The organism is Roseobacter sp. HKCCD6576-2 (assembly GCF_013179285.1).
GTDB classification, from domain to species: domain Bacteria; phylum Pseudomonadota; class Alphaproteobacteria; order Rhodobacterales; family Rhodobacteraceae; genus Rhodophyticola; species Rhodophyticola oceani.
This window is the reverse complement of the sequence record NZ_WVNW01000009.1, coordinates 15,607-39,282: the sequence shown is the minus strand read 5'-3', so window position 1 is coordinate 39,282 and position 23,676 is coordinate 15,607. Positions and strand designations below refer to the sequence as shown.

19 protein-coding genes are annotated in these 23,676 nt (G+C 57.4%); 7 read left to right on the top strand and 12 right to left on the bottom strand.

Annotated features, from left to right (window positions below):
• Positions 1–244: 244 nt before the first annotated feature.
• Together GTF44_RS19030 and GTF44_RS19025 are read right to left on the bottom strand one after the other, a co-directional pair.
• Positions 245–1,354, bottom strand: a complete 1,110-nt coding sequence (locus GTF44_RS19030) for a tyrosine-type recombinase/integrase (RefSeq protein WP_367383491.1) — start codon at positions 1,352–1,354, stop codon at positions 245–247.
• Positions 1,355–1,380: 26 nt separating this feature from the next.
• Complete coding sequence (locus tag GTF44_RS19025) at positions 1,381–2,406, bottom strand: site-specific integrase (RefSeq protein ID WP_253261492.1); 1,026 nt, start codon at positions 2,404–2,406, stop codon at positions 1,381–1,383.
• 843 nt (positions 2,407–3,249) lie between these two features.
• Between GTF44_RS19025 and GTF44_RS19020 the strand changes: the two genes are divergently transcribed.
• Complete coding sequence (locus tag GTF44_RS19020; RefSeq protein WP_171562630.1) at positions 3,250–3,840, top strand: helix-turn-helix transcriptional regulator; 591 nt, start codon at positions 3,250–3,252, stop codon at positions 3,838–3,840.
• Positions 3,830–5,059 (top strand): type II toxin-antitoxin system HipA family toxin, encoded by a 1,230-nt coding sequence (locus GTF44_RS19015; RefSeq protein ID WP_253261487.1) that lies wholly within the window; start codon positions 3,830–3,832, stop codon positions 5,057–5,059. Before GTF44_RS19020 ends, GTF44_RS19015 begins: the two co-directional genes overlap by 11 nt.
• Positions 5,060–5,228: 169 nt before the next feature.
• On the opposite strand, the gene GTF44_RS19010 is transcribed toward GTF44_RS19015, so the two are convergent.
• The 5 genes from GTF44_RS19010 to GTF44_RS18990 all read right to left on the bottom strand — a co-directional run bounded on the left by GTF44_RS19010 (position 5,229) and on the right by GTF44_RS18990 (position 9,659).
• Positions 5,229–5,423, bottom strand: a complete 195-nt coding sequence (locus GTF44_RS19010; RefSeq protein WP_171562899.1) for a hypothetical protein — start codon at positions 5,421–5,423, stop codon at positions 5,229–5,231.
• Between the two features lie 124 nt (positions 5,424–5,547).
• Entirely contained in the window at positions 5,548–5,733 is a 186-nt protein-coding gene (locus GTF44_RS19005; protein ID WP_171562634.1) for a hypothetical protein, read from the bottom strand.
• 133 nt (positions 5,734–5,866) lie between these two features.
• On the bottom strand, positions 5,867–6,532 hold the full coding sequence (locus GTF44_RS19000) for a c-type cytochrome (RefSeq protein ID WP_171562636.1): 666 nt from the start codon (positions 6,530–6,532) through the stop codon (positions 5,867–5,869).
• A gap of 110 nt (positions 6,533–6,642) precedes the next feature.
• Positions 6,643–7,572, bottom strand: a complete 930-nt coding sequence (locus GTF44_RS18995) for a hypothetical protein (protein WP_171562639.1) — start codon at positions 7,570–7,572, stop codon at positions 6,643–6,645.
• Positions 7,572–9,659 carry an FAD-binding protein gene (locus GTF44_RS18990; RefSeq protein ID WP_171562640.1) on the bottom strand — a complete coding sequence of 696 codons (2,088 nt, stop codon included), beginning with the start codon at positions 9,657–9,659 and terminating at the stop codon, positions 7,572–7,574. Before GTF44_RS18990 ends, GTF44_RS18995 begins: the two co-directional genes overlap by 1 nt.
• A gap of 207 nt (positions 9,660–9,866) precedes the next feature.
• Here GTF44_RS18990 and GTF44_RS18985 point away from each other — a divergent pair, with 207 nt between their 5' ends.
• Positions 9,867–10,799: a LysR family transcriptional regulator gene (locus GTF44_RS18985; protein ID WP_171562642.1), complete on the top strand. Its 933-nt coding sequence runs from the start codon at positions 9,867–9,869 to the stop codon at positions 10,797–10,799.
• Between the two features lie 446 nt (positions 10,800–11,245).
• On the opposite strand, the gene GTF44_RS18980 is transcribed toward GTF44_RS18985, so the two are convergent.
• Positions 11,246–13,228 carry a calcineurin-like phosphoesterase C-terminal domain-containing protein gene (locus tag GTF44_RS18980; protein WP_171562644.1) on the bottom strand — a complete coding sequence of 661 codons (1,983 nt, stop codon included), beginning with the start codon at positions 13,226–13,228 and terminating at the stop codon, positions 11,246–11,248.
• A 562-nt stretch (positions 13,229–13,790) separates the two neighbouring features.
• Between GTF44_RS18980 and GTF44_RS18975 the strand changes: the two genes are divergently transcribed.
• The 3 genes from GTF44_RS18975 to GTF44_RS22600 all read left to right on the top strand — a co-directional run bounded on the left by GTF44_RS18975 (position 13,791) and on the right by GTF44_RS22600 (position 15,349).
• Positions 13,791–14,057, top strand: a complete 267-nt coding sequence (locus GTF44_RS18975) for a MerR family transcriptional regulator (protein ID WP_171562646.1) — start codon at positions 13,791–13,793, stop codon at positions 14,055–14,057.
• Positions 14,054–14,527 (top strand): short chain dehydrogenase, encoded by a 474-nt coding sequence (locus tag GTF44_RS18970; RefSeq protein WP_253261362.1) that lies wholly within the window; start codon positions 14,054–14,056, stop codon positions 14,525–14,527. Before GTF44_RS18975 ends, GTF44_RS18970 begins: the two co-directional genes overlap by 4 nt.
• An 81-nt stretch (positions 14,528–14,608) precedes the next feature.
• Entirely contained in the window at positions 14,609–15,349 is a 741-nt protein-coding gene (locus tag GTF44_RS22600; RefSeq protein WP_367383490.1) for a transporter substrate-binding domain-containing protein, read from the top strand.
• Positions 15,350–15,404: 55 nt separating this feature from the next.
• On the opposite strand, the gene GTF44_RS18960 is transcribed toward GTF44_RS22600, so the two are convergent.
• On the bottom strand, positions 15,405–15,854 hold the full coding sequence (locus tag GTF44_RS18960) for a VOC family protein (protein ID WP_171562650.1): 450 nt from the start codon (positions 15,852–15,854) through the stop codon (positions 15,405–15,407).
• Between the two features lie 12 nt (positions 15,855–15,866).
• Positions 15,867–16,289: a RidA family protein gene (locus GTF44_RS18955; RefSeq protein WP_171562652.1), complete on the bottom strand. Its 423-nt coding sequence runs from the start codon at positions 16,287–16,289 to the stop codon at positions 15,867–15,869.
• A gap of 127 nt (positions 16,290–16,416) precedes the next feature.
• Between GTF44_RS18955 and GTF44_RS22450 the strand changes: the two genes are divergently transcribed.
• On the top strand, positions 16,417–16,992 hold the full coding sequence (locus tag GTF44_RS22450) for a LysR family transcriptional regulator (protein ID WP_171562655.1): 576 nt from the start codon (positions 16,417–16,419) through the stop codon (positions 16,990–16,992).
• Positions 16,993–17,151: 159 nt separating this feature from the next.
• On the opposite strand, the gene GTF44_RS18945 is transcribed toward GTF44_RS22450, so the two are convergent.
• Both GTF44_RS18945 and GTF44_RS18940 read right to left on the bottom strand, forming a co-directional pair.
• Positions 17,152–17,493, bottom strand: a complete 342-nt coding sequence (locus GTF44_RS18945; RefSeq protein WP_171562657.1) for a hypothetical protein — start codon at positions 17,491–17,493, stop codon at positions 17,152–17,154.
• Positions 17,494–17,574: 81 nt separating this feature from the next.
• The gene (locus GTF44_RS18940) at positions 17,575–22,794 is read right to left on the bottom strand and encodes a RecQ family ATP-dependent DNA helicase (protein ID WP_171562659.1); all 5,220 of its coding nucleotides are present in this window, start codon (positions 22,792–22,794) and stop codon (positions 17,575–17,577) included.
• Positions 22,795–23,676 lie beyond the last annotated feature (882 nt).

Sequence of the window (23,676 nt, the reverse complement as noted above, 5' to 3'; positions counted from 1 at the left end):
ATCGCCGGTTGCGTCAAGTTCTTCAACAGAACCCGCACGGTGTGTGGGTCGCGGTGCGAAAGCCCTGTTCACTTTACAGATGCAGCGAACGGCAAGAAGGTCCCACGTCTCGACTGTTGAAGCCGATCGCTGCGAAAGGATAGTCTGGAGTCATCCTCTGTTGCGCGATTTATGGAGAGTGCCGGGCCACCGCTTGAGACTCTTGGCGGTCTCCGCGTTGGCCCTGAAGAGCGAACTGGCCCCATCAACCACCTGACAGCAGCTTTTCGATCCGCGAAGAGACTTTTCCAGATGCTGCCGCCAATGCATCCCCTGACAGATGGGCGTAGCGCTCGGTGCTTTGCGCATCATGATGCCCCAGCAATTTGCCAGTGATGTAGAGGCTTTCTCCCCCAAGTATGGCGTGGCTGGCATATGTGTGCCGTAGGTCGTGCAGCCTCAACGTTGGCGGCAGGCCTGCTTTCTCCTTGATGGTCTGCCAGGCGCAGGTGGGCGCAGTGCGCGGTTTGGTTGGATCATAGGGAGATGGAAAGACGAACGTTGATGATCGTGTTCGCCGCCGTTCTTTTAACCGTTCGATAGCAAGATCATTGAGGAAGACCGTTCGCGCGCCTGTTTTCGTCTGAGCAAGTTCCAAGCGCGTTGGCCTTACTTCGTCCCAACGCAGCCGCACGATTTCGCCGGAACGACAACCCGTCAGCAATACCAGCTCGATCACACTGGAAGCTTCTTTGTTTCGAGAAGTCGGAGAGGCAAGCACGTTGAACAATCTGTTCAAGTCGCTGCTATTTAACATCTGCCCCCGCGCGACACGGCGGTTTTTGCGCAGGGGGCTGGCGGGGTTCGGCATCAAAAACGGAATGTGCCCGTTTTCCTTTCCCCAGTTTAAGATGGTCGTGAAGTGTAGAAGCGCTTGGTTTGCCCCGCCGGGCATTGTCCGGGAATACCCATGGAACCAGTCGGCGACCTCAGGCGTCGTGATCCGATCCATCCGTGTCTTCCCAAACGCTGGCAACAACTGGGTCTTGAGATAGGATTGCATGCTGTCGATAGTGTCTGGTCTATAGACCTTCCTTTTGGCGCTCATAAATATGCGGACCAGTTCCGCGAAGGTCATGCACCTTTCGATCGGTGTTACGGCGAGCGTGGCGTTATACGACAGCAATGCACCTCGCGCTTTCTCGAGCGTCAATTCGTTTAAGCGTCCAAGTGTGACGCGCCGCGATTTGCCCGACGACCGATCCCAAGTGACCCATGACTTTGCGCCACTGGGTTGCACACGTATTGCGAGGGTAGGGCAGCCTGCATCGAAGATCGCATAATCCTTCGTTCTGGGTTTGAGCGAGGCGAGCATATGCGGGGTTAAAAGTGCTTCCGTCCTCATTGGGCCAACCTCGCATGAACAGACCGCCAGTTCTCGACATCGCGACGGAACGTCTCCGGTTCCAACCCACGGCTGGCACAGAACGTCGTCAGAGTGTCTTTTGATCTCAGGAAGGCCGCTATCAGCTTATCAGGCCTGGAACCGCTTCTACCGGGCTTGCAGGCCTCCTTCGGCTGCTTTCCGGCTATGACTTTGGCGAAGTGCTTACCAACCCGCGCAGAGGCCGCTGCAACGTCGCGTGTATTGAGATGCGCATAGCCTGCGGTGGAGCCCTTATCGGCGTGGCCGAGCAACCCGCCGACTATGAGAAGGTCGTATCCGAGGCTGACAGCGACAGAGGCGAAGCTGTGTCGCAGATCGTGGATGCGGAAGGTTGGTATCCCTAAATCCGATCTGATGTCGTTCCATACCCTTTGCAGCATCTTTGGACATACTGGCTCACCATCAATCTCGAAGACCCACTCGCCAGTCTTTGGAACAGTCGCTATGAGCTTTCGAACGGGCTTGCCCAACCAAATCGACTTTGGCCCGCTTTTGGAGTCCGGAAGCGCCGCTCTGTTGCCGTCAATCATTGACCAACGCAGCATCAACGCTTCGGATTTCCGGCAGCCCGTTAAAGCGCAAAACCGAAGGACATGGACGGCCATCGGGGATGCTACAGAGGCCTTGGTAAATGCCCGTCCAAGTGCCGCATATTCATCAACGTCAAGATAGCGCGCCTGGAAGCGCGTGTCGTGTCTGCGCATTCCGGCACAGGGGTTCGATCCGGGCGGTCGAAGTCCGCGAATTTCCGCATGGATAAACAGCGACGACAGAACCGACAAAGCGCGGTTACGGCCACCTTTCGACATTTCCATTTTGTTGAACCACGCCGTCACATCAGCGCGCTCGATTTTTCCAACCTGCATACCTCCCAGGCCGGGCAAAATATGTCGTGACACTGCGTGCCTGTGTGAGTGGAGGGTTTTGGGCTTCCAACGGCCCGCGCAATCATCAAGAAAGATTTGGGCAAATGCTGCCAGGGTCGTTTCCCGCAGAGGGCTGGGTGGGTTGGTGCCTCCTCAAGAAGGTCCAGAGCCATTGTCCGCGCCCGCGCGACTGGGATGGTTGCACAAGCGCCAAGGGTGATCTTCGCAGTCTTGCCTTGGCGTGGGCAATGAACAACCCATGTCTCTCGGCTGCCTCGAATACGCCGACCGAGTTGAGGAACAATGTCGTCCCGATGTACCTGGTCTTGGCCCTGTTTCTGTGTGTTCCTCTCTGGCTGGATGACAGCGGAACGCGCTATGGTTTTTCTGTCTGTTTGTCGCACCGTATGACCCCTTCTCCGATCTAGGAAAAAATCACGCAATCGCTGGGAACATCCCAGGAAACGCGGGGGAAGGGCGCTCTCGCTTCGTTCAGACGCCACTCAGGCTACTTGGCGTCAGATGTTTTGTGAGACGCTTCAAAGGGTTATAAACCCGGTGACGTGTCGCACTACTGCCCCTGTAGGGGCCCATTTTTCGCACACCTGACGCTGCAGGGATTTTCTCGATGGTGCCCTTACTACCCTTCGTATTTGCGGTAGATTTTGCTGCAACATCCAGATCAAACCAACGTCGGAACAAACGTGGCCGCCAAGCGCCCCGCGCTACCGGCGGGAATTACACCAATCGTTAGGACACTACTGCCGAGCGCGAAAGACTGGGCGATAGGAAGACACGCTGCCCATCGGGGCGGCACTCTTCTCCTGAGATATATAAAAGTAGATCATGAACACTATATGATCTACTTTTATATATTATATTCTTGCTACACTCTTGTGAGACATGATATTCTAAAATATATCAAAGAGCCGCTTTGATGCAGAAAGATAGATCGAGATGAACTACGTGACTGAAGACATAGCTGCCACCCTCAAGGCAGCTCGCGAGAGGAAAGGGCTGAGCCAGCGTGAGCTGAGCAAGCGCGCTGGCGTGCCGCAGTCTCATATCTCCAAGATCGAAAGCGGCGGCGTTGATCTGCGCATCTCCAGCCTGGCCGACATCACGCGCGCTCTTGATCTGGAGATCGCGCTAGTCCCGCGCAAGGCTCTGCCAGCGCTCAAATCCATCACGCGCTCAACAAGCGAAAAGCCAACGACATCCGCGCAAACACGCAAAGAAATTTCAAACATCAAGAAGCTTTTGGACTCTCTGCCGCAAGTGAACACTGCGCGAGGGGAGTTAGACCCTTTGCTGCGCCGCTTCCGTGAGCTACAGCACCTACAACCGATGCTGAGCGATACCGATGCGCTGCGCAACATTCGCAAGACACTCGAAGCCTTCAAGAAGAGCGAAGGGCTGTACTCTATCGAAGAGGTCGCAAGGCAGATGGCCACCCTGCGCAACCGAGTAGCGCATTCAATCGATGATGAAATGGACACTGAAACCGCCCGGCCAGCCTACCGCCTTGATGGAGGTGATGATGGCTGACGTTTCTGTTCTGGAAGTTCGACTCTATGGAGAGCAGATAGGCACCCTTACCAATGTGGGTGGTGACAGGACGATTTTTGCCTTTACGGATGAGTATATCGACGCAGGCATCCGCCCGACATTGGGTCTCGGCTTCAAGGACGAGTTTGGCACTTTGCTGACCGAGTTCCGGCCCTACCAAAAACGTCTGATGCCGTTCTTTTCCAATCTTCTGCCCGAAGGAAATATGCGCCAGTACCTTGCAGAGAGGGCTGGAGTGAACCCTGAGCGCGAGTTCTTTCTTCTCTGGGCGCTAGGCAAAGACCTTCCCGGCGCTATCACCGTAACGCCAACGGATGGCGAAGCTTGGCCGCCCGATCATGATGATCATCATGACGATGATCGCCATGGCGATCATCCCAAAGAGAATGTGCTGCGGTTCTCCTTGGCTGGTGTTCAGCTCAAATTCTCAGCTGTGAGTGATGCTAGCGGGAGCCTGACGATCCCAGCTTCCGGTATCGGCGGCGGTTGGATCGTCAAATTACCCTCACGGGAATACGAAGGGGTGCCCGAAAACGAGTTCTCGATGATGCAGCTTGCAAGCATGGTCGGAATTAATGTTCCAGCCATCGACTTGGTCGATGTGGCTTCTATTCAGAATATCCCCGAAGGCATCGATAAGTTCGGCAGCACGGCCTTCATAATAGAACGCTTCGACCGCCTGGATGATGGCAGCGCACTCCATATTGAGGACTTCGCGCAGGTCTACGGTGTCTATGCGGAAGACAAGTACAAGAACGCCAGCATGCGTAACATTGCACAAGTGCTCGCCGCCGAAACCAGTGATGTAGATATTGCAGAATTCGTTCGCCGCCTGACTTTCAATGTGCTGATCGGCAACGGGGATATGCACCTTAAGAACTGGTCATTGATCTATCCAGATCGCGTAAATTCTGCGCTTGCACCTGCTTATGATTTCGTTTCGACCGTACCCTACATACCAGGCGATCAATTCGCATTGAATGTAAGCCGCAGCAGGGCGTTTGGTGACTTTTCCGAAGATGAGCTGAGCCATCTGGCATCAAAGGCCGCGCTTCCTTCCAGGCTGGTACTCGATACAGCCCGCGAAACCGTCGATCTGTTTCATGAGCATTGGAGCCAGCAAAAGTCACACTTGCCAATGAGCGCCGATGTTCGTGATGCCATCGAGAAACACCTCAAGAACATACCCATCGCTTAATAGGCTATTGCTCATTCCGGCATGTGATCGTCTTCATCAAACCAATCATCACGTTTGGTTGATGGCTTGAACTCCGGCACCAGAACGTCCGGCTTCTGACGAAACCGCGCATGGGTGAGCCTGATAGCGAGACGGATGGTATCCTCTGCCTTCAGCCGAAAATGCTCTTTCAGATCATCAAGCTGGCGGGCATGCCCCCTTGGGAGAGGAAGAAGCCCTTCTCTTCCAGAGCAGCCTTGAACGTTTCGGCGTTGTCCGAGCGTTTCCAACAATCCTGGATAGCCGCTTTCATCAGCTTCGGGTCTTGCTTGGCGCGTTTGGCTTGTTGATATTCCTCTCGGGAATAGTTTAGCGGATTGCGCAAGGAACGATCCAATATGCCTTTTGGCATCGTGGTATGGACGTTGCTGAACGACCTCCTTCGCCAGACCAGAGGCGGGATCGTTTCGTCCAAGATCGATTGGGCAGCGAACCCCAGTCAGTAGCGGTCAACGTATCTCCACTGTGCACGGGGTATCGGTGGTCAGGTAGCTCGGGTCGGTTGCCGCCACGATGACGACGCGCTCTCCAGGTTCCAGTGTGCGGTTCAGCGTGTGGACACCCTCGGCGCGGGCAAAGCGCACGGCCCAGGCAAGCTCGGTCCCCTCCGGCAAAGCCACCTCGCTGGAGTTCATTAGGATAAGATCGTAGCCGGCCGTCTGGCACGCGACGGCTGCGTTTCCCTCGGCGGCGTCACCACTCTGGGCCAGTAACGGGCCGGCCAATCCGATAACAAGACAGATCACGATGGGCCCGCGGAACATGGGTTCACTCATTCGGCGCAACGACGATACGAGCCAACTCACCATGATCGCCCGGCAATTCCACCACACCAGCCGAGGCGCCGCTGACCGAGAGCATATAGGCTAGAATGTCGGCGTATTGCTCATCGCTGAGCGAACCGGGATTGGCCTGCGGCATTGAGACCCGCGTATAGTCGAACAGCACCGCGAGCGAACGTCCGTCCCATTCACGCAAAAAATTCGCGCGTGCAAGCGGCGGGCCTGACTGCATATCTGGGTCCTCTGCGGCGCCATTCAATCGGCGGCCGTGGCAGACAGCGCATTGGCCGTCATAGACAAGCCGCCCACGCGCCGCCTGGGCCGAACTGAAAACGCCGTCCCAGATCGTCCACCGGTCTTCCGTTGCGTCGAGATTCTCAAGCAGGGCCGATACGTCCTCGATTGTCGCCTCACCCTCGGTATTGCCCCACGAGTTGCGGATATAGGTGGCCAGTGCCGCGATCTCCTCTGACCGAAGATCGGGAAATGGCGGCATGTCGCCTTGACCCTGGTGAATATTGCCAACGATCCGGGACAGATCGGCCAGCGCCGCATTCCCGGAAAGCGCAGGAAAACTCGGCGGTAGCCCCGCCCCGTTCTCGCCATGGCAAAGGGCGCAATTCTGCTGGTACAAGGCGGCTCCCGAGGCCATCAGTTCAGCGTCCTGCGCCTTTCCCGCGGGGGGAAGGGCGACAACGACTACGCAGACAGTCCAGAGGATGCCCTTGACCGAAGGCAATTTCGCGGGGGACTCAGCTTCGATCATGCCCAGATCTCGGCTTCGGTTATCGGCTTGTCGCGGTCGAGCGCGACCGTGATGTCGATGTCTTCTGTCACATCCCCTTCCACCTGATATGGTATGTGGTCTGGCCCACTGACAAAGAGTCTGCGCGGACCGGAGGGCAGGCGTAGTTCCGCCCGACCCCCGGCGTCTGTGAAGGTTTGGAACGGGTGCGCCACAACCTTGGCCCGTGCGATCGGCGCCGAGGTCTCGGCGTCGATCACGGACACACTGATCTTATGCTCTGCCGGCGAGACGACGTTTATTGCCATCTGTGCCCGCGCCTCGGTATGGCAATGCAAGAGGCCATCGGCCGTGCCGGTTACCTCCCAGGCGGCCTTCCCATCGATGGACGGCGCTTCAAAATCAATCTCGGCCCAGTAGACGGCCTCAGTTCCCTCCTTGGGCATCTCCCGCGTCTTTGCGGAGACGATCGTTCCACCGTCTTCGCTGAGAAACACGATCCGCTGGCCGGACATGTCGCAGCCCGCCGAACACCGTAATCCAGCACGCAGACTGAAACGCGCACCGCGCTCGACCGCCAGAGGTACGTCCCACAAAGTAAGGCTCAGACTGTGGGCACGAACGTCGAAAGCAAGCTCAAAAGCGGGGATGCCGTCATCCTCGACTTCCGGCAGGTGTGCCGTCCACACCGCGCGCCCCGGATCGTCCGGTGCGGGCAGCTTACAGATACCGATGGCTGAGCCTTCATCATTGAGCAGGAGCGTGAGTTGGGTCGAGACCGCCCCGGCGCCGTCGAGGATGTCGAGCGCCTTGCCAGCAAGCCGCCTGGCCCGCTCGCCGGTCAAGATCACTCGAATGTCGGTGTCAGCACCAGTATCTAGCACGTCCGGGATCAACTCGATCCAGCCCTGTTCCTCCCCCACCTCGCAGTTGCCGGCCTGAGCCATCAGCCCAGCTCTTCCGCAACATGAGTGCCTGCGATGTAGCCGTGGACATGCCCCTTGCCGAGCCCATGCTTGTTGAAGCCGCCCACCGCCTCACCTCCGGCATAGAGACCCGAGATCACCTGACCATGCAGATCGACGACCTGGCAGCGTCCGTTGACCCTGAGCCCGCCATAGCTGTCGTGCCAAATCACCATGATCGACAAGGCGTGGAAGGGTGGAGCCGCGACGGGGTTCATGGGTGCATCCACCTCGCGCTCGAACTCCGGATCGGCACCGTCGGTGACGTAGCTGTTCCACGTCGCCACAGTCTCGGGCAGATGGACAAGCGGCACACGCTGAAACGGATGGCCAGCGCGGATCTTGTTGGCCAGTTCCTCAATCGTATCGGCGCGGAAATAGTACCCATTGTCCTCGTTTACATATGGGTACCGCAACTCCCACCCCGTGCGTTCGACCGCGTCTTGGTCGAAGATCGCCCAGATCGGGCCGCTGTAGTAATTGGGTGGCTCAGAGCCTTCGTTCATCGCAAGGGCGGCATCGAGCCCGTGATCATAGTCATACATCTGCCGGATCCACTCGTGGCGACAATTGCGCCAATCGTTCGGCACATGGTCAAGTTCCGCATTTGGCAGACCCGCCGCCTCGCCGCCGGGGTAGCGGTTGATGCTGGGTCGAAGCGGCAACCGCACCTCGTTGAAGAACCGTCTGCCGACCTGATTAACGGCAATGAACTCCTCGAAGCCCGCGTTGCCGACATTGATCCCCGCAGAGCCGCGGAAATTGAACGTCGGATGGCCCGGCATCATCGTCGTATACGCATCGCGGGTGCCGAGCCGCGTCGAGATGTGGAAGGTCGTCGGATAGGACAGGTTTTGCTGCATACCCGAGAGGTTTGCCCCGACCTTCATGCCCGCGATGATACCGCTTGCATCCTGACCATTAGGACCCAGAAGCGCATAGCCCGAGGTCGGAAAGGCCGGTTCGCGGAGTGCGGGGTAGAACATGCCGCGGAATTCGGGGTTTCCGGCATGTCCACCGCTGGCGATGATCACGCCCTTAAGGGCGCGGATGCGGACACGGTCTCGGCGTTCGTCGATGTTCCCGCGTTGCCAGTAACTACGTAGGGGCTCGCCGGTCTCCGGATCTTGGCGTGGCGAGTAGGACGCCTTAACCCCGAGGACGCGCCCGGAGAATTGATCTTCTCGAACCAGTTCGTCAAAGTGGCGGTGGAGCATAAACTTCACACCTTTTTCGCGAGCGGAGAACTCCAGCGGGCGGGCCAACGCCACACCGTTCCGGACAGCACCGGGACCGACGAAGGAACTAGCATCCTGCATCTGTACGGGGGCGAGCGGACTGGTGCGTTCAGGATGGGTGACACCGGCATCCTCGGCCGTGATTGTACCGGCGCGCATGTCGGTGACATCACCCAGCATCAAGAAGCAATAGGGCGCGCGAGCCCGGCTCACACCGCCGCCGCCATGAGTGCCGTTGACTCGGGTAAAGCGCACATAATTGTCCATCAGAAATTGCCGCGTCGCCGGACAATTCTCGGCCCAGCTCCGCATCATGTCGCGTTCGTTGTAGCGGTAGGGCGACTGCGCTTTGGTATCGACGATCGACCAGTCGGTTACGTCTGTGAAAAGCAACTCGACATTGTCATCCAATTCCGCAGGGTCCTCGACTGGCGGCACAGTGATGTATCCGTCAGGGTCGACTTCGCCGGCCATATCGCGCATCTGAACCGGATCTCCGCCTCCGAGCGACAGGAACGATCCCGAGTGGAGCATTCGGCCACCGAGATCATAATTCTGGTCGATGACGAGTACGCTGGCCCCGAGGTCATGGGCGCGGATGGCCGCAGTCAGCCCGGCGCAACCACCGCCGGCGACAACGACATCGACCTCGTAGTCCCACTCTTCGCCGGCCTCCGCAGCGGCGGGCTGGGCGCCCCCTGCAACGGCGACCCCTACACCGGCTGCGGCCCCGGTAGCAAAAAATCCCCTCCGCGAAATGCCCGGTTGCGTCTCCTCGGTCTCCGCGAGCTCTGTCTTGTTCTCTGTATTTGAATCGGCTGTGCGGCCCATGGCGTGGCCCCTTTCTGGCGCTCCGCCGGGTCCCGACGGCAGGCATACGTGAAACGATAGAAGTTTGAGCGACTGGCCGTCCATTGCATAAAATTTCATCTTAGCTTAAGATTTTCTGCACGCCGACATGTGATGGGCGGTGCCCAACCGTCCCGGGTACACGCCGTCTCGAATGCCGAGAACGCTTCGATCAGGACTGTTGGGATCATGAACTTGACGTTACGCCAACTTAGGTACTTTGGCCGGATCGTTGAGGCCGGGAACATCACGAGGGCAGCAAAGGGACTGAACCTAGCGCCCACCGCACTGAGTTTTCAGGTCAAGGAGATGGAAGATCGGCTGGGGGTAAAGCTGCTCGATCGACATTCCCGCGGGGTTCGGCCCACGGATCGCGGATCCATGCTCTATCAGCGCAGCCGCCAAATCTTGGCCCTGGTGAGAGAAACCGAAAGCGAGGTGTCCGAACGCGAAGTGACCAGGCCAGTTATCGAGATGGGGATCCTGCCAAGCATGGTCCGGCTCCTTGGCCTCGACAGCCTACACCGGGCGGCGGGGGACGCGCCGTCGATCAACCTGAGGTTTTCCGAGATGCCGAGCCAAGGTCAGGTTGCCCAGCTCATGTCTGGCGAGTTGCATTTCGCGCTTGCCCGTGAACTCGCGCCCCTGCCCGAATTGCGATGGGTAGACGTGCTCAAGGAACGTCTCGTCTACGTGACCGCGCCGCAGACCGCCCGCCGATCCGGCCAGTTCCAGCTTCATGAGATCCTGGCCCGAGAGCTTGCCTTCTACCGGGAAGGTGACAGCATCTGGCGCCGAGTCCACGCCGCCTGCTCGGCCGCTGATCTGACAGTGCCTTCTGCGCAGATCGTTGGGTCTTTCTTCATGCTGCGACAGATGGTTGCCGAAGGACAGGTTTCAGCCGTCGCTCCGCTCGGCCTCGTTCAAAGCGATGCCAGCGTGGGGCGCCTTGCCGTGCATGAAATTGCGGATCAGCCCATCTGGCATAGAATTTCCCTCGCTTGGCGCGTCGACACGGAGGAACAACTCCCGATTGAGGAAGTAGAAAAACCCGTCGCAGCACTCGCGACGGAGCTGAGCAGAAGTGCGGAAGGATATCTCAAGGTGCCTCGGTCCGCCTGAAACGGCAGCGGGGTGTACTCCGCCATCAAGCCGATTATCTCGGAGTACCAGCGGCAGACTCGATGCCACCAGCAAACCGTAAGCTTTGCGGACACGATGCGCGTCTTACCGGAGCGCATAGCGCATGTTCGCAAAGGTGGTGCGCGAGAGAAGGCTTCACCGAACCTCGACACGACCAGACACATCGATCCTCCGTGGCAGGGTGGTCCCATGTAACGGACGTTCGTCGACACAGATGCTGGAATCTGCACGAATGACCGCTTCCGGAAAGCTGCATTGCAGCGCAATCTTCGCATGCAAAAGGCTGGTATGGGCCGCCGTCAACAAAACACGATGATACTGCCTGCGGGCGAGGTATCTTGACGGACCATGGGATGGCGAGACCCCGAAACGAAACAACGGCCCCCGAGAAGGGGACCGCGTCGAGACGGAATGCCGAGACGTTGTCAGTTTGTCTGGTCATCCCACAGGGTATTGTTCCAAAAGGGGAAGGGCCGTTCCGCACGGACCTCGAAGGTCATTCGGTCCGTGAATTCACGACCATCCGCCATAGCGGCTGTCACCTCGACGATATGGGCACCCACGGGTAGGTCGGTGGGCATCTCGAGGCGCCACAGATGCGTCGAACTGTCGGCGATCATCCATGTCTCTGCAGGCTGCGGGTTTGCCGGGCCATAGCTCGACCCCTGCCAGACCTCGAAGCCCTGGGCCCGATCGCCGCCTTGCGTCGACTGCCAGCCGAAGCGGCCGATCGTCATCTGGCGCACGGCTGCAAACGGGTCCGCCCATTCGGACCCGGACAGGACATCTTCGCCATTGCCAGCTTGCGTGCGTGTCATCCGCAAATCAGGCCCGCCGTTGATAGAGGCGGAAACTTCGGTATTGCGGTCCCCGATCCACACATTTGCAGTGAGCCAAACGGTTTCATTCAGGTCCTCAGGCGTGAACAGTCGTAGATCTGCCAGATCGTTGACAGTCAGGGGCGGTGTGTCCGCCTCGGGGTCCCCCCGCTCATCTGCCCACGCGAACAATTCGTCAAACCACGTGCGGAACTGAGGTGTGTTGAAGCTCAGCGCGATCTGACGCTCCGGCGCGAGATTTGCGGCGTAGAAATTCACCTCGAAATCGGAGCCGTCAAAGTCGACGATCATGTAGCCTGGCGGCGTACCGCCCCGGGCAAAGGCAAGCGGTGTGCCATCGAAGTTCAGATCACCCCAATACCAATTGCCTGACGGCGCACCGCCAACAACATGGTCAAAGGGCAGGCGCGTCACCCCGACCTGTTCTTCCCAGCCCTGAAACCACTCTCCGGCGGCCAGGTATTCCATCGTGTGGGTGTGCCCTGAAAAGCTGATTGCTGGTCGCCCGGCGAGGAGCGCATGGATTTCCACCAGATTGTCGGTTTGGTGACGCCCAGTGTTGCTGTCGATGAACGAGACAAAGGGAATGTGATGCAGCATCACGACCAAGCGGTCTTGGGGTATCTCGTCCAGGATCGCTTCAAGCCACTGCATCTGCCGCTCGTTCACGCGACCGTTATAAACCACTCGCTCCGGATCAGCGCACGCATCGCGACCGCCGGGGCCGTCATCATCTGGGCCGCATGGGTACACCACGTTGTCGAGCGCGATAAATGTCACGCCGCCGATGTCGAAGCTGTAATAGGCTGGGCCGTAAATCTCGCGCCAGCTGTCGGCGGAATGTTCATCCGTCGTCGCGTCGAAATCGAAATCGTGATTGCCGTGGATATAATATTGCGGCAGGTCGATCACCGACCAGAGGTCCATGAAGCGCGGCAACAACGACAGGTCGTCCCCCATCACGTCACCTAACATGATGGCGCACTCCGCCTCGCTCAAGTCCTGGTCGAGGATACTGTCCAGCACACCGTCGCGCACGTAGCCGATTTCGGTGTTGGAATAGGGCTGGGTGTCACCCATCATCACGCAAGAAAATTCCTCGTCCACGCCGGTGCGGATCATCGGAAAGTTGATCGCGGCAGGAAGCGGACCCGTGGGCGCCAGCCCGCCGTAGCGCAGCGCCACTGGCGTGCCTTCAGGCAAATGGTGGTAAAAGAACTGTGGTACACCGTCTGCATTGACCGGCACGTCGTATGCTGCCGGCTCGTGGACCATCACGGTCATATTCTGATAGACTGGCAGTGCATAGGCACCGTCGGCATCAGTTGTGGTCACATCGCGTCCGTTCGACACGATCACGCCGGCCACGCCCGGCTCATCCGCCTGGCGCGCTCCGTCTTGACTGAGGTCATGAAACACGTGGCCGGTTACGGTTTCCGCTGCTGGATCGGCACCTGTGCGCACGATATCAATATCGGCGACGTAATCGGTCCGAGCCAGACCGGGGGCGGCCAACACCATCGATACGGCCGCGAGCAATGCTATGCGGCCCGTGAACTTCGCAGTCATGGGGATCTCCCTGGATGTACTTTGAGGTTGGCGCAGCCTCTTGATCCACGCCTTCACATAGTGTGCCCGAGTCGGATGACGCATGTGTAACAGTCTAGGTAAGCCTACGTGACAACCCGAAGATGCGCGAACGGCTGCCGACACGCAGCAGGCTCCTTACTTGCACAAACTAGTGTTGCACTCGCGCTGTTCCAGCCCCTGCAATCCAATCCAAAGTAGTGGAAGACTGCGGTTCTCAGCTTTCAATACCGCCGCGTCTCTTTGCACCCAAACGCCCTAAGCGCTGCGATGTCCCGGAGATAGTCTCGACAACTTCTGATTTAACGAGATCCAATTCGAAAGAGTGCCCTTCTAAGGGATCAATCTACATTGGCTCGTTCTCAGATCAGGACTGGCTTTGGCACGGATTTCGCGTTTGTAGCGAATGGCTGCAATGCGGGTTGCGACCGCAGAATTTGAAACCGAGATCGTGTGACCGGTATGGGCAGACTTTTTATCAGAATTCTTCTTGACCTCGAGTTACTCAAGGCCGGTATCTCCCCGCGTACGGAGGTCTTTTGTCATGCGCGGTTCTGACGGGCAGCGGCGGTTTTCGCAGGAGAACGTTGACTGGCTGGCACTGCCCTATTGGCTGCGCGAGACCGGTATGCCGATGAAGGTGATGCAGCGGTTTGCGGCGCTGTATGCACAGGGGGATGCCACTATCCCTTATCGTAAGAGCATCCTGCTGGATTACTCCCGGCTTTTGGCCAAACGCCGCGATGATCTTGATCGGTGTGACGAGATACTCACCAAAAAGCTTGAAATTTATGAGAAGTATCTGCGATGAAAATCATTCTTGTCGGTGCCTCGGGCGATGTTGGGAAGGCCACCTTTGCCGAGCTTTCGCAGCGCCATGAGTTTGTTCGCGTAGGTCGAAAAACCGGAGAAGTACGCGCAGATATCTCCGACCTTGGCTCAATTGAGGCCATGTATCAAGAGATCGGCGCTTTTGACGCTCTCGTCTCGGCCGCTGGCCATGTTCACTTTGTCCCGCTGTCTGAGCAGACGGACGCATCGCTGAAGATGGAGCTTGAGAACACGGTGATGGGGCAGGTTAACCTCGTTCTGGAAGGGTTGAAGCGGCTCGCGGGTGACGGCTCATTTACGTTGACCAGCGGTGTACTGGATCGCGACCCGGCTGTCGCAGGCACAGCGGCTGCACTCGCAAACGGTGCGCTGGCGGGTTTTGACAAGGGCGCGGCGATTGAGATGCCCCCGGGGGTGCGGATCAACGCTGTGAGCCCGGGGGCTGCTTGACGTATCCGAGCGTCGCTATGGCGCTTTGTTTCCGGGCCATGAGTGGGTGTCGTCGGCGCGGGTCGGACGGGCGTTTGCCAAATGCGTCGAAGGGACGAGCAACGGTCAAGTGGTGATTGTGGAATGAGGGTCGCATACCTCATAGAGCCGCCGTTCAACTATGTGGATGAAGCGGAAGACGTAACTGGATGCGATGTTGAGTTGGCGCGGTACGTCCTCAATCAACTCGACGTTGAGTTTGTTGAAGCCGAGTTCGCCCAACTTCTGCCCGGTCTCGCCCGAGATGACTGGCAGATGACCATAGGTCTTTTCGCGTCCCCTGAACGGCAGCGCGTCGCTTTGTTCAGCAGATCGATCTCGGCCTTGCCCGATGGATTGCGTGTCCGGGAAGAGGATGCACAGTGCTTGGCTCGGTATCGAAGTCTTGCCGTTTCGAGTGATTTGAAACTTGCTGTCATATGGGACCAGGTACAGCATTTGACCGCTCTTGAACTCGGTGTGGCGCCCGGCCCGTTCCGCGAGTTCGAGACCTACGCTGGTGCGGCACGAGCCGTGCAGGACGAGAAAGTCAAAGCGTTTGCCAGTGTTGCTCGCGCCCATGAAGGCTTGCTTCAAACGAACGATGCCGTTGGCCTCGCCGTCGTGGACGTCCCGCTTCGGGAAAGAGCTCCGGCGTTTGGATGCTTCGCTTTTGCGCTTTCGGCCAGTGACCTTCAAAACCGTGTTGATCACGCTCTTAACACCTTCATCGGCGGTGCTGAGCATCGGCATTTGATGGCAGAGTTCGGGTTTGCGGACGCTGATGTTGATCGCATCCTGTAACCGTGGCGAAGACTGGATCGCCCACGGATGCGGGTCCCATTCCTCGTAACTGCCATCAGTCGATAACCTGATGAGCGCCGGAAGGTTCAGCCAATGTCTCACGCGGGTGAATGTCGGCGAAGATTTCAATGATGTTATGTTCCGGGTCGCGAAAAAACAGAGTCCTGTGGGGCCAGTCCTGGTTTGTCGGAGGCTCGATCATGTCACTCTTGCCTTCAGCCAGCCTATCGTACGCGAGATCAACGTCGGCTGGCGGTACACGAAAGCTGATCTGAATGGATGCGGATGGCGTCGGCTTGCTTGGCCCGTCGTAAGGGCGGCCGCGTTTCCTTAGACCAAGAAACAGCGTGCCGACCCGAAAGAAGACCATCCGTTCCGGAAAATCCTCCTCGACTTGAAACTCGAAAAGTCCTTGGTAGAACGCTTTCATCTTCGCGAGGTCATCACAAAGTAGGATCACGTAGTCCAAGCTGCGAATGGCTTTGAAACCTTCATGTTTGTTCATGGCAATCCAACCTCAGTATCTTGGTTCGTGAAAGCGATCATCAGGGATCGCGGCAATGGGTGCGACTTCCACCAAAAGGTCTGGAGTGATCAACCCGGCGACCTGAATGAGAATGCTGAAGGGGCCGTGCGTCAGTTGAAGGCGTTCGGCCCGGACCTTTTGGATGGCCGGCATGTCTGCCGGATCGAGGTAGAAAACGGTCAACGACACGATGTCGTCCAAGCGCCCGCCGACTGCCTTCAGGATGCTTTCGACATTGTCGAAGCATTGCCGGGCCTGCGTTTCACAGTCGTCTTTCCCGATGACATTCCCATCATGATCCCAAACGACTTGCCCCGTCATATGAAGAACGCGGCCTTTCGGTTCGACCATGCCATGATGGAAGGGGCGGCCAAGTTGCGGCCATCTGGTCGGGGGATTGCATCTGATCGTCATCAGACCCTCTTTCTGTTTGTTGAGGGGATTTGGGCGGATCGGCCTGCCTTTTTCAAACGATAGAAATTGAGCGCGAGCGTTAGAAAATCTCGGTCTACTGCGCCCGCCATGCGTGCTACGAGACCCCATGACCTATCGATTCCCGTCCTTGAACGGCCTCAAAGCGTTTGAAGCGGCCGCGCGCCATCTGAGTTTTAAGGCGGCAGCGGCCGAGCTTGGTGTAACGGCTGGTGCCGTCAGTCAGCAGGTCAAGCGGTTGGAGATGTCCCTTGGCATCTCGCTCTTCCGACGTATGCCACAGGGATTGTTGTTGACGCGAGAAGGCGCGGCCTACCTCCCAGACGTTTCGCGCGCATTCGACGTTCTGACAGACGCGACCGAGGCGGTTGCCCCAGCGCTCAACGGTCGGAAGTTGAGCTTGGGCGTCGATCCCCTCGTCGCTGACAGCCTGCCAAACGGATGGCCTCGTCATTCAAAGGAGCTTGATCCTTATGTTCGGGAGACGCGCACAACAGATGACGTCGAACTGATCTGGTCTAATGAACTTGATGCACTGCTACTTGCCGCCAAAACACGACATGGGTCACTTTCAGAGCGTGCCATTTGCGCAAATGGCACAACGGCGTCTCTGTATTTCGTAACCCGGCCTGGTCTGGCCGAGTGCCGTCAATCGCGTGCAATAATTGAAGCATTGGAGTCGTAGGAGCCAAGTAGACCGCTACAGTATGCAGGACTAGCGACAGACTTTTGCAATCGTGAATGTCCGCAATGCGGGATGCGACTGCGGCATTGTATTGCTAGGGTGAGAGGCCGCTTTGGGCCGCCAGAAACTGAGTTTGGTTGCTACATGTGGCACGAGCTATCAGTCTTCGTCACCGCTGGGTTTATTCCTGCGATTTCTGGCCTTTCCCGTTCGTTTTGGGCTTTTGGGTACGTAATTGTCATTTAAGGTCTTTTCGACCAGCCATGTCGCGTGGTGGTCCGGGAAGCCTTCGCCAAAGTGGCGGATCAAATCGACGTACTTGAAGCCAAGGGCAGAAATCTTGCTGATCTCCTCACTGGTCGATGCGTTTTTGACAACAAGGCCTCCGCCCTTGGCCGCTAGCATAACGTTATTTTCTGCCAGTGCTGCTGCGAGTTCATTCCACGACCTTGCAGCGGCGACTGCCCTTGCGATAATGGATTTCAGATCGCGTTTTGGCACAACGGCATGCTGTCACCCGTTGATTTCGAAATCAGACAGTAAAAACTGACGGAGGCGGGTGTCTAGGAAACGAGGGGCACCTCACTTATCTCTTGCTGGCGGGTCGGCCTCTTGTTTGGCTGGACATTGCCTGGCGTTGTCCATCTGATCGAAATCGGGGACTGTCTGCGCCTGCGGACCAAGTGAGGTCTCGGCATTCTCAGGCCGGAAAATCAACTCTGGTAGTACGGTCTCCCAGCTGTCGCGCCTATAGTAGTGTACATAGTCTTCGATGCTGTCGACCTTCCGCCAGTTGATGATGGCCCCGATCTGACCAGAGATGAACGCATGCCCACGGGGTGGTTTCCACGATTTGGCCATACGTCCGACGACACGGCTTCTGGCGTCGAGCAAAACCCAATGAGGCTGTTGAAACATAAGGGAGAGGCTGTCCCCAACTCTTGCAGAACGAACAGCCGGGTGCGCCTCGTGCGTATCTCGCTGCCGACCAGCGAAAGACAGATCGACAATATCGAGCGCAGGCATTTGGTATTTGACTGCGGGCAAGGCGATCCTGTCGGGATCAGGTACCACGCGCCTGACCAGAACTGACTCGGACCCAGTTTTCAGAAAAGGATGCACTCCGGACGTTAGCACTGTCAGGCTTTGCTGTGCACGGGTCATCGCCACGTAGAACAGGCGGCGAGGAGCTTCGGTATCTTCTTCTTTGGAAACCCTTGTCCAGCCGCCATTCAGAATAGCGACGTGGTCGAACTCAAGGCCTTTCGCCCTGTGCGCCGTCAGCAAAAGCAGCCCGCGCTGTTCGCCGCGTGTATCCCGGGACCACTCCGCAATCCATTCAATGATGTCAGTCACCGGCATCGTTTTGGTGCCCAACTCCTGGGCCAGTTCGGTCACGCCCTCGGCCAGCAAATCCACCCATCTGTTGCGAGCCTGTTCATTCAGAACCATGAAGACATCCTGACTGCTCAGTAACTCTCCCTGTTTCTTGCGCAATCCCGACACCAAGCGCTGGGTTTCTCGGAGGCGCCAAACACTTGGAAGATCTTCGTTGGCCATGTCCACGCGCAGCCCCTGCGCTTCGGCATAGGTCCGAACCGCATCCAGAGTTATCCAGTTTCTGGAAATCACCGCTGTACGAGACCAATTCCAGTGTGGATCCAGACGGGAGAGGCGGATCAACTCATCGACGGTTGCTGCGGCCTGCGGCATGTCACCTGGCAGAACATCAAGCAGTTGTACCCGGCCGTGGGCAATGGAATCTACCTTCTCCAGACGTCCGCCCTTGGGTTGGGACGCCCGCGCCTGATTGATCCTGATCTCGTGATCGATCTTCATCCGGTTAGGCGCTTTCGAAATGACTTGATTAGCCGCTTCGATAATGTGCGACGTTGACCGGTAATTCTCGACCAGAAAAGACGGTCTGGCCTTGTAGTCCTCTTCAAACCTGCGGATGAAGTCGATGGAGGCCCCGTTGAAAGCATAGATGTTTTGGTCGTCGTCTCCCACGGCAAACAGGCTGAGCTTCAGATCGGCATCTTCAAGAGAGCGGCCTGCCACGGCGGAAATGAGCGCGTATTCCTCGGGGCCGATGTCTTGATATTCGTCTACCAGAATCCAGCGAAACCCCTGTATCAGGCTATCGCGCTGCGCCTCGGTCTCGGCTTTGGTCAGTCCTTCGGGGCTGAGCTGGCGGACCGCCTCCATAATGACGTCGTCGAAGTCTTCTGTGGCAGCGTGAACCCCCGAAAAACTGGCGCCGACAAGTCTCATGGCAAGCGAATGGCAAGTCGAGATCGTAACCCCCACCGCATCGTCCCCAACAAGAGCCCTCAGCCGAACTCGGATTTCAGCAGCTGCATAGCGGTTATAGGCCAAAACTAAAATATCGCGCGGGTTCTCGCGCTTCATCCGCAACAGATAGGCGATCCGGTGCACCAAAACGCGGGTTTTACCGGATCCGGGGCCGGCCAGAACCAGCACGTTGGTCTGTTCTCGGTCATCCATGACGATGTCCTGCTGAACCTTGTTGCCCAGGTCTTCGACAATGGCGGCCCATGACTTGCTGGTGGTTTGTCGCCTGACCTCGCGGGCCATGCCCGGCATCCAGCGTTTCATGAACTGCTCTTTGTTGAGCAGAAAGTAGTCCTCTGACAAACGCTCAGCATCCGCCATCTTGTCCAGACCTGTTTCTGCATAGGTTGCCATGACATGGGTCTGGAGCGTCTGCTCGGCGTAATGCTCCTCCAAAGGCAGGAAATCGGACTGGGTGAACTGGCCACCTTTTGGATTCAGAAAGACTGTCATGGCAGGGCGGAACACGGTCAATCCTTTGCCCAATGTCAGCACGCCTTGCTCATGCATCCAAAGCAGGGAGCGTTCCAAAAGCTTGGTGATGTCGCGCAAACCGCTGGATTTCAGAATGGCATCCTGTGCGATCTGCGCCAATAGTTCCCCCACAGTGGATTCAACCTGCAGGTCTTTGCCGCGCGCGCCTTTGTCGAGCCGCCCCGTTAGATACTTCAGCAGAATCCCGGCCGCTTGCCACCTAAGTTCAGCTGTCTGGGCAATGACATCCCATGATCTTATCCGCGTAACGTTTAAGGTATTCCGGCTGATCTTGCGCAGCCGGATATTGCCGGTGCCACCATCCTGCCCCTTGCCATCCCGAGCTATACCCCGGATCAGTTTGTCGATAACATCGGGGCGGGCATCGGCGTGGTCCTGATCGCGCAGACGCTGGCAGGTTTCAGACAGGTTCAGTGGCATTGGGATCTCTTTGTCGGCATCCGGTGCCAACTCTCGCATCGACGCGATCAAATCCCGTTCCAGATTTGTGGCCTGTGTGAGGCGCGCAAAAGAGGATTGCGCCACACCGACATGGATGAACACAGTCATCGCAACGTCGTTGCGCGCGATGTCAAAGCTTTCAAGATCGGCCATCGCCTTTGGCAAGGCGCCCGGTGTCAATCCGCTAACGCCGCAGAGTTGGTCCGTGGAGACTCCTTCATCTGCAGGCGTTGACATCAGATGTTGGACAATGGCCAATAGTGCTTTGCGATGCGTTTGAGTAATGTCCGCGCGCCCGAGCCGTTGTTTTGCCTCGTCTATTGTGTGGACCCTCAGGCAGGACGCGAAAATCCGGACACGGTTCTCTTCGCGTGAGACAAGCGTTGCTTCCTCAAGCCAAGACACCGCTGTCTTGACCCGTGTGTCATCTGTTGCACTGTCCCGCTCGAACTCGCGATCGTTTTCAGACCGGACGATCTCTCCCGCGGTGGCGACAATCTTGCCGGTCTTGCGCGTGCGTTCGTCAATCCAACGCAGCGCTTTCAGGATGGCCCCGATTTCGTGCCGAGCAAGGCGAGAGCTGGCCGACAACCGGAACTGGCGTTCAACGTCATCCCCGGCGAAAAGCAACACACAATCTGCGTCTTCCCGGTCGCGTCCGGCGCGCCCGGCCTCCTGCAGGTAGTTTTCCAGCGATCCCGGAATGTCGGAATGAACCACCAGCCGGATATCGGGTTTGTCGATTCCCATGCCGAAGGCATTGGTGGCGGCGATCACCCGCAGGTCTCCGACCCGGAACCGTTCTTGAACGTCATGTTTGTCATCGGACCCAAGTCCGGCGTGGAAATGTGCTGCGTCCATGCCCTGCGACTTCAGAAACTCAGCAACGCGCTCGGTCTCCCTGCGCGTCGCGCAATAGACCACGGCACCGGATCGACCCTCTGATGGCAGCAACTCTTCTATTACGTTCAAGACATCGGTCAGTTTGCTGTTCTTGGCCGTATGCCTGACATCGAATGTCAGGTTTTTTCGCGATGCCCCGCCATCAAAGGAGAGCAACTGGACCCCAGCACGAGACTTGAAATGCTCTACGATGTCCGCAACCACTTCCGGTTTGGCTGTCGCCGTGAGGCAGAGGATCGGGGGAGGGGACTGGTCGCCGGAGAACTCTTTAATGAACCGTCCCAGATACCTGTAATCCGGCCTGAAATCATGACCCCATTTCGAAACGCAGTGCGCTTCGTCAATGGCCCACAGGCCGATCTCGCGCTGTGAAAGAGCCGAGCGGATGGATGTACTGCGCAATTGCTCGGGCGAGATGATCAGAATGCCCGCATCTCCCATGCGGACCTTGTCCAGCGCATCCTGCCGTTCTGGCATGGACATCTGACCATTGACGGTAACGGAACAAGAAATACCTGCCCGTTCCATCCCTTGCACCTGATCAGCCATCAGGGCGACCAACGGTGATATGACTACGGTCAATGCCCCAATCTTATCGAATCGGGACAGCGCGGGTACCTGATAGCAAACGGACTTTCCGGTGCCAGTCGGCAGGATGCCCAGCAGGCTGGTTCCGGACATAGCTTCATCGACAATGCGCTCCTGCAAGGGACGACCATCCGGGTCAACAGGCTGGGAGCGAAAACTGTCAAACCCAAACCACCTGTTCAACGCGCGGACTGGGTCATTCTGTTCCGCACACCACTGGCAGTTGGGATCTTTGCAGGATGTATCTCTGAGATGCCGGACAATCAGCGACGCCTCGCGGAACTGCGCCCGGACCCACGGCGGCATGACGGAGTCCCCGCCCGCTACGGTGATCCAGGATAGCGCATAGGCCATAGGCCACCCATTTCGAGGATTGCTAAGCCGCCCCAGAGTCTGTTCGATCCGTTTGCCACAAGCCCGACCGTCCAGCATCCGACGGATAGTAGCGACGGCCTCATCCTGCGGTGGGCAATTGGCTTTCCGCAGGTACTTGAAAACGGCATCAAACCCGCTCGACTGTCCCATTCGTGTTGTAAGGTAGTGATAGGCTGCAAGCGCACCTGGTTCGCTTTTGGTAAGCTCTTGAAATGCGTCGAGCTGATTGGCCAACGCTTCAAAGACAAGCCGGGCATCGAGTTCGGGGTCGTTGATATGCCCTGCAGCCAACCGCCCGTCCTGATAGTGTTTAACCAGATGGTGGTAGGGATTGCGTGGGAAGGCCAGCGGGTTCAGCCACAATGTATCAATTGGTGCCTGCATGATCTGAGCCAGCCGCGGTCTGGCAGCGATCAGGTGTTCCATATCATGGCGCAGGAAATTGTGGCCAATCGGATGCGAGATGCCAGCGATGGCGTCTTCCAGGCGGTCAAGGTTTTGCTCAAGCGAGGCGGTTCCCGATTTCAAAGCCGGTTGGTCATCGCTTCGAACTGCCGCGAAAGCAAAGACTTTGGCTGTCCTGGGATCCACCTCCAGATCGATAGACAGGCATCCAGATAGAAACTCTGTATGTCGACCGTTCATCAAGACAGCGCATTTGTTCAAAGACTATTGATAGAAAATAGCTTTTTGTGGTCATGCGCAACCCGGACGGGAGGCGCTCTGTCGCAAACTTGGGCCCTATTCGCTGACCCAGCTTAGCTCTGATAGCTAAAGGCTATCGTACAATAGAAGACTGGCTTGCTGCTTCGGCGCAGCGTTATAAGATTCCTTTTATGGAGTTCATCGCACGAGGCGGCGATGTTATGAAACAGTTTTCAATACGACTGAATACAGGTGGCGCACTTGTGCGCTGAGCTCATGAGTGCATTGGCCCAAGACTTGTTAAAGTCGCGGCATCTTTCTCATTGCACGGTCAACTCCACCTGAAAAACGGAGCTTCGCGACGTGAGTGGTGAAACACTGATGTGAGCCCATCTTGCATTCGTTTCGCATGGCGGTGAAGGTCAGGTTCGACTTTTGAGATTATATTACGCAAGCAAAGAACCATTGAGAAGGAACGTTTGCTCCTTTCTTCGCCAAAGTCTCCGAAGTACCAGTCCTTTTGCGTTCTTAGGCAATAAGAGTGTAATGCAACACACGCATTGCGATGCCAGCATCCGTGAGTGCCGGAGGAGCACTGCATTGCATAAGTGGAGACAAAGGCGTGACGGGTTTGCACCTTGGGCTGCTCGCCTAAGAAAGACAGAATGGACAATTGGCTGGGGAGGGCATTTACAATGCTTCGTTGGACCCAGGCTGGAGCACAGAACTTGCGTATTACTTGACTCGACCGCGTGGGGTTGGCAAGTCGATTGGCGCTGTTTTGAGGGCAACACCTGCCTCGATCTCAATCGGCAGAAGTGTTGCTTCCTCGTCTGTTCCCTCAGCTTCTGGTGCAAACCGCGCATCCTTCAGCCATTTGAA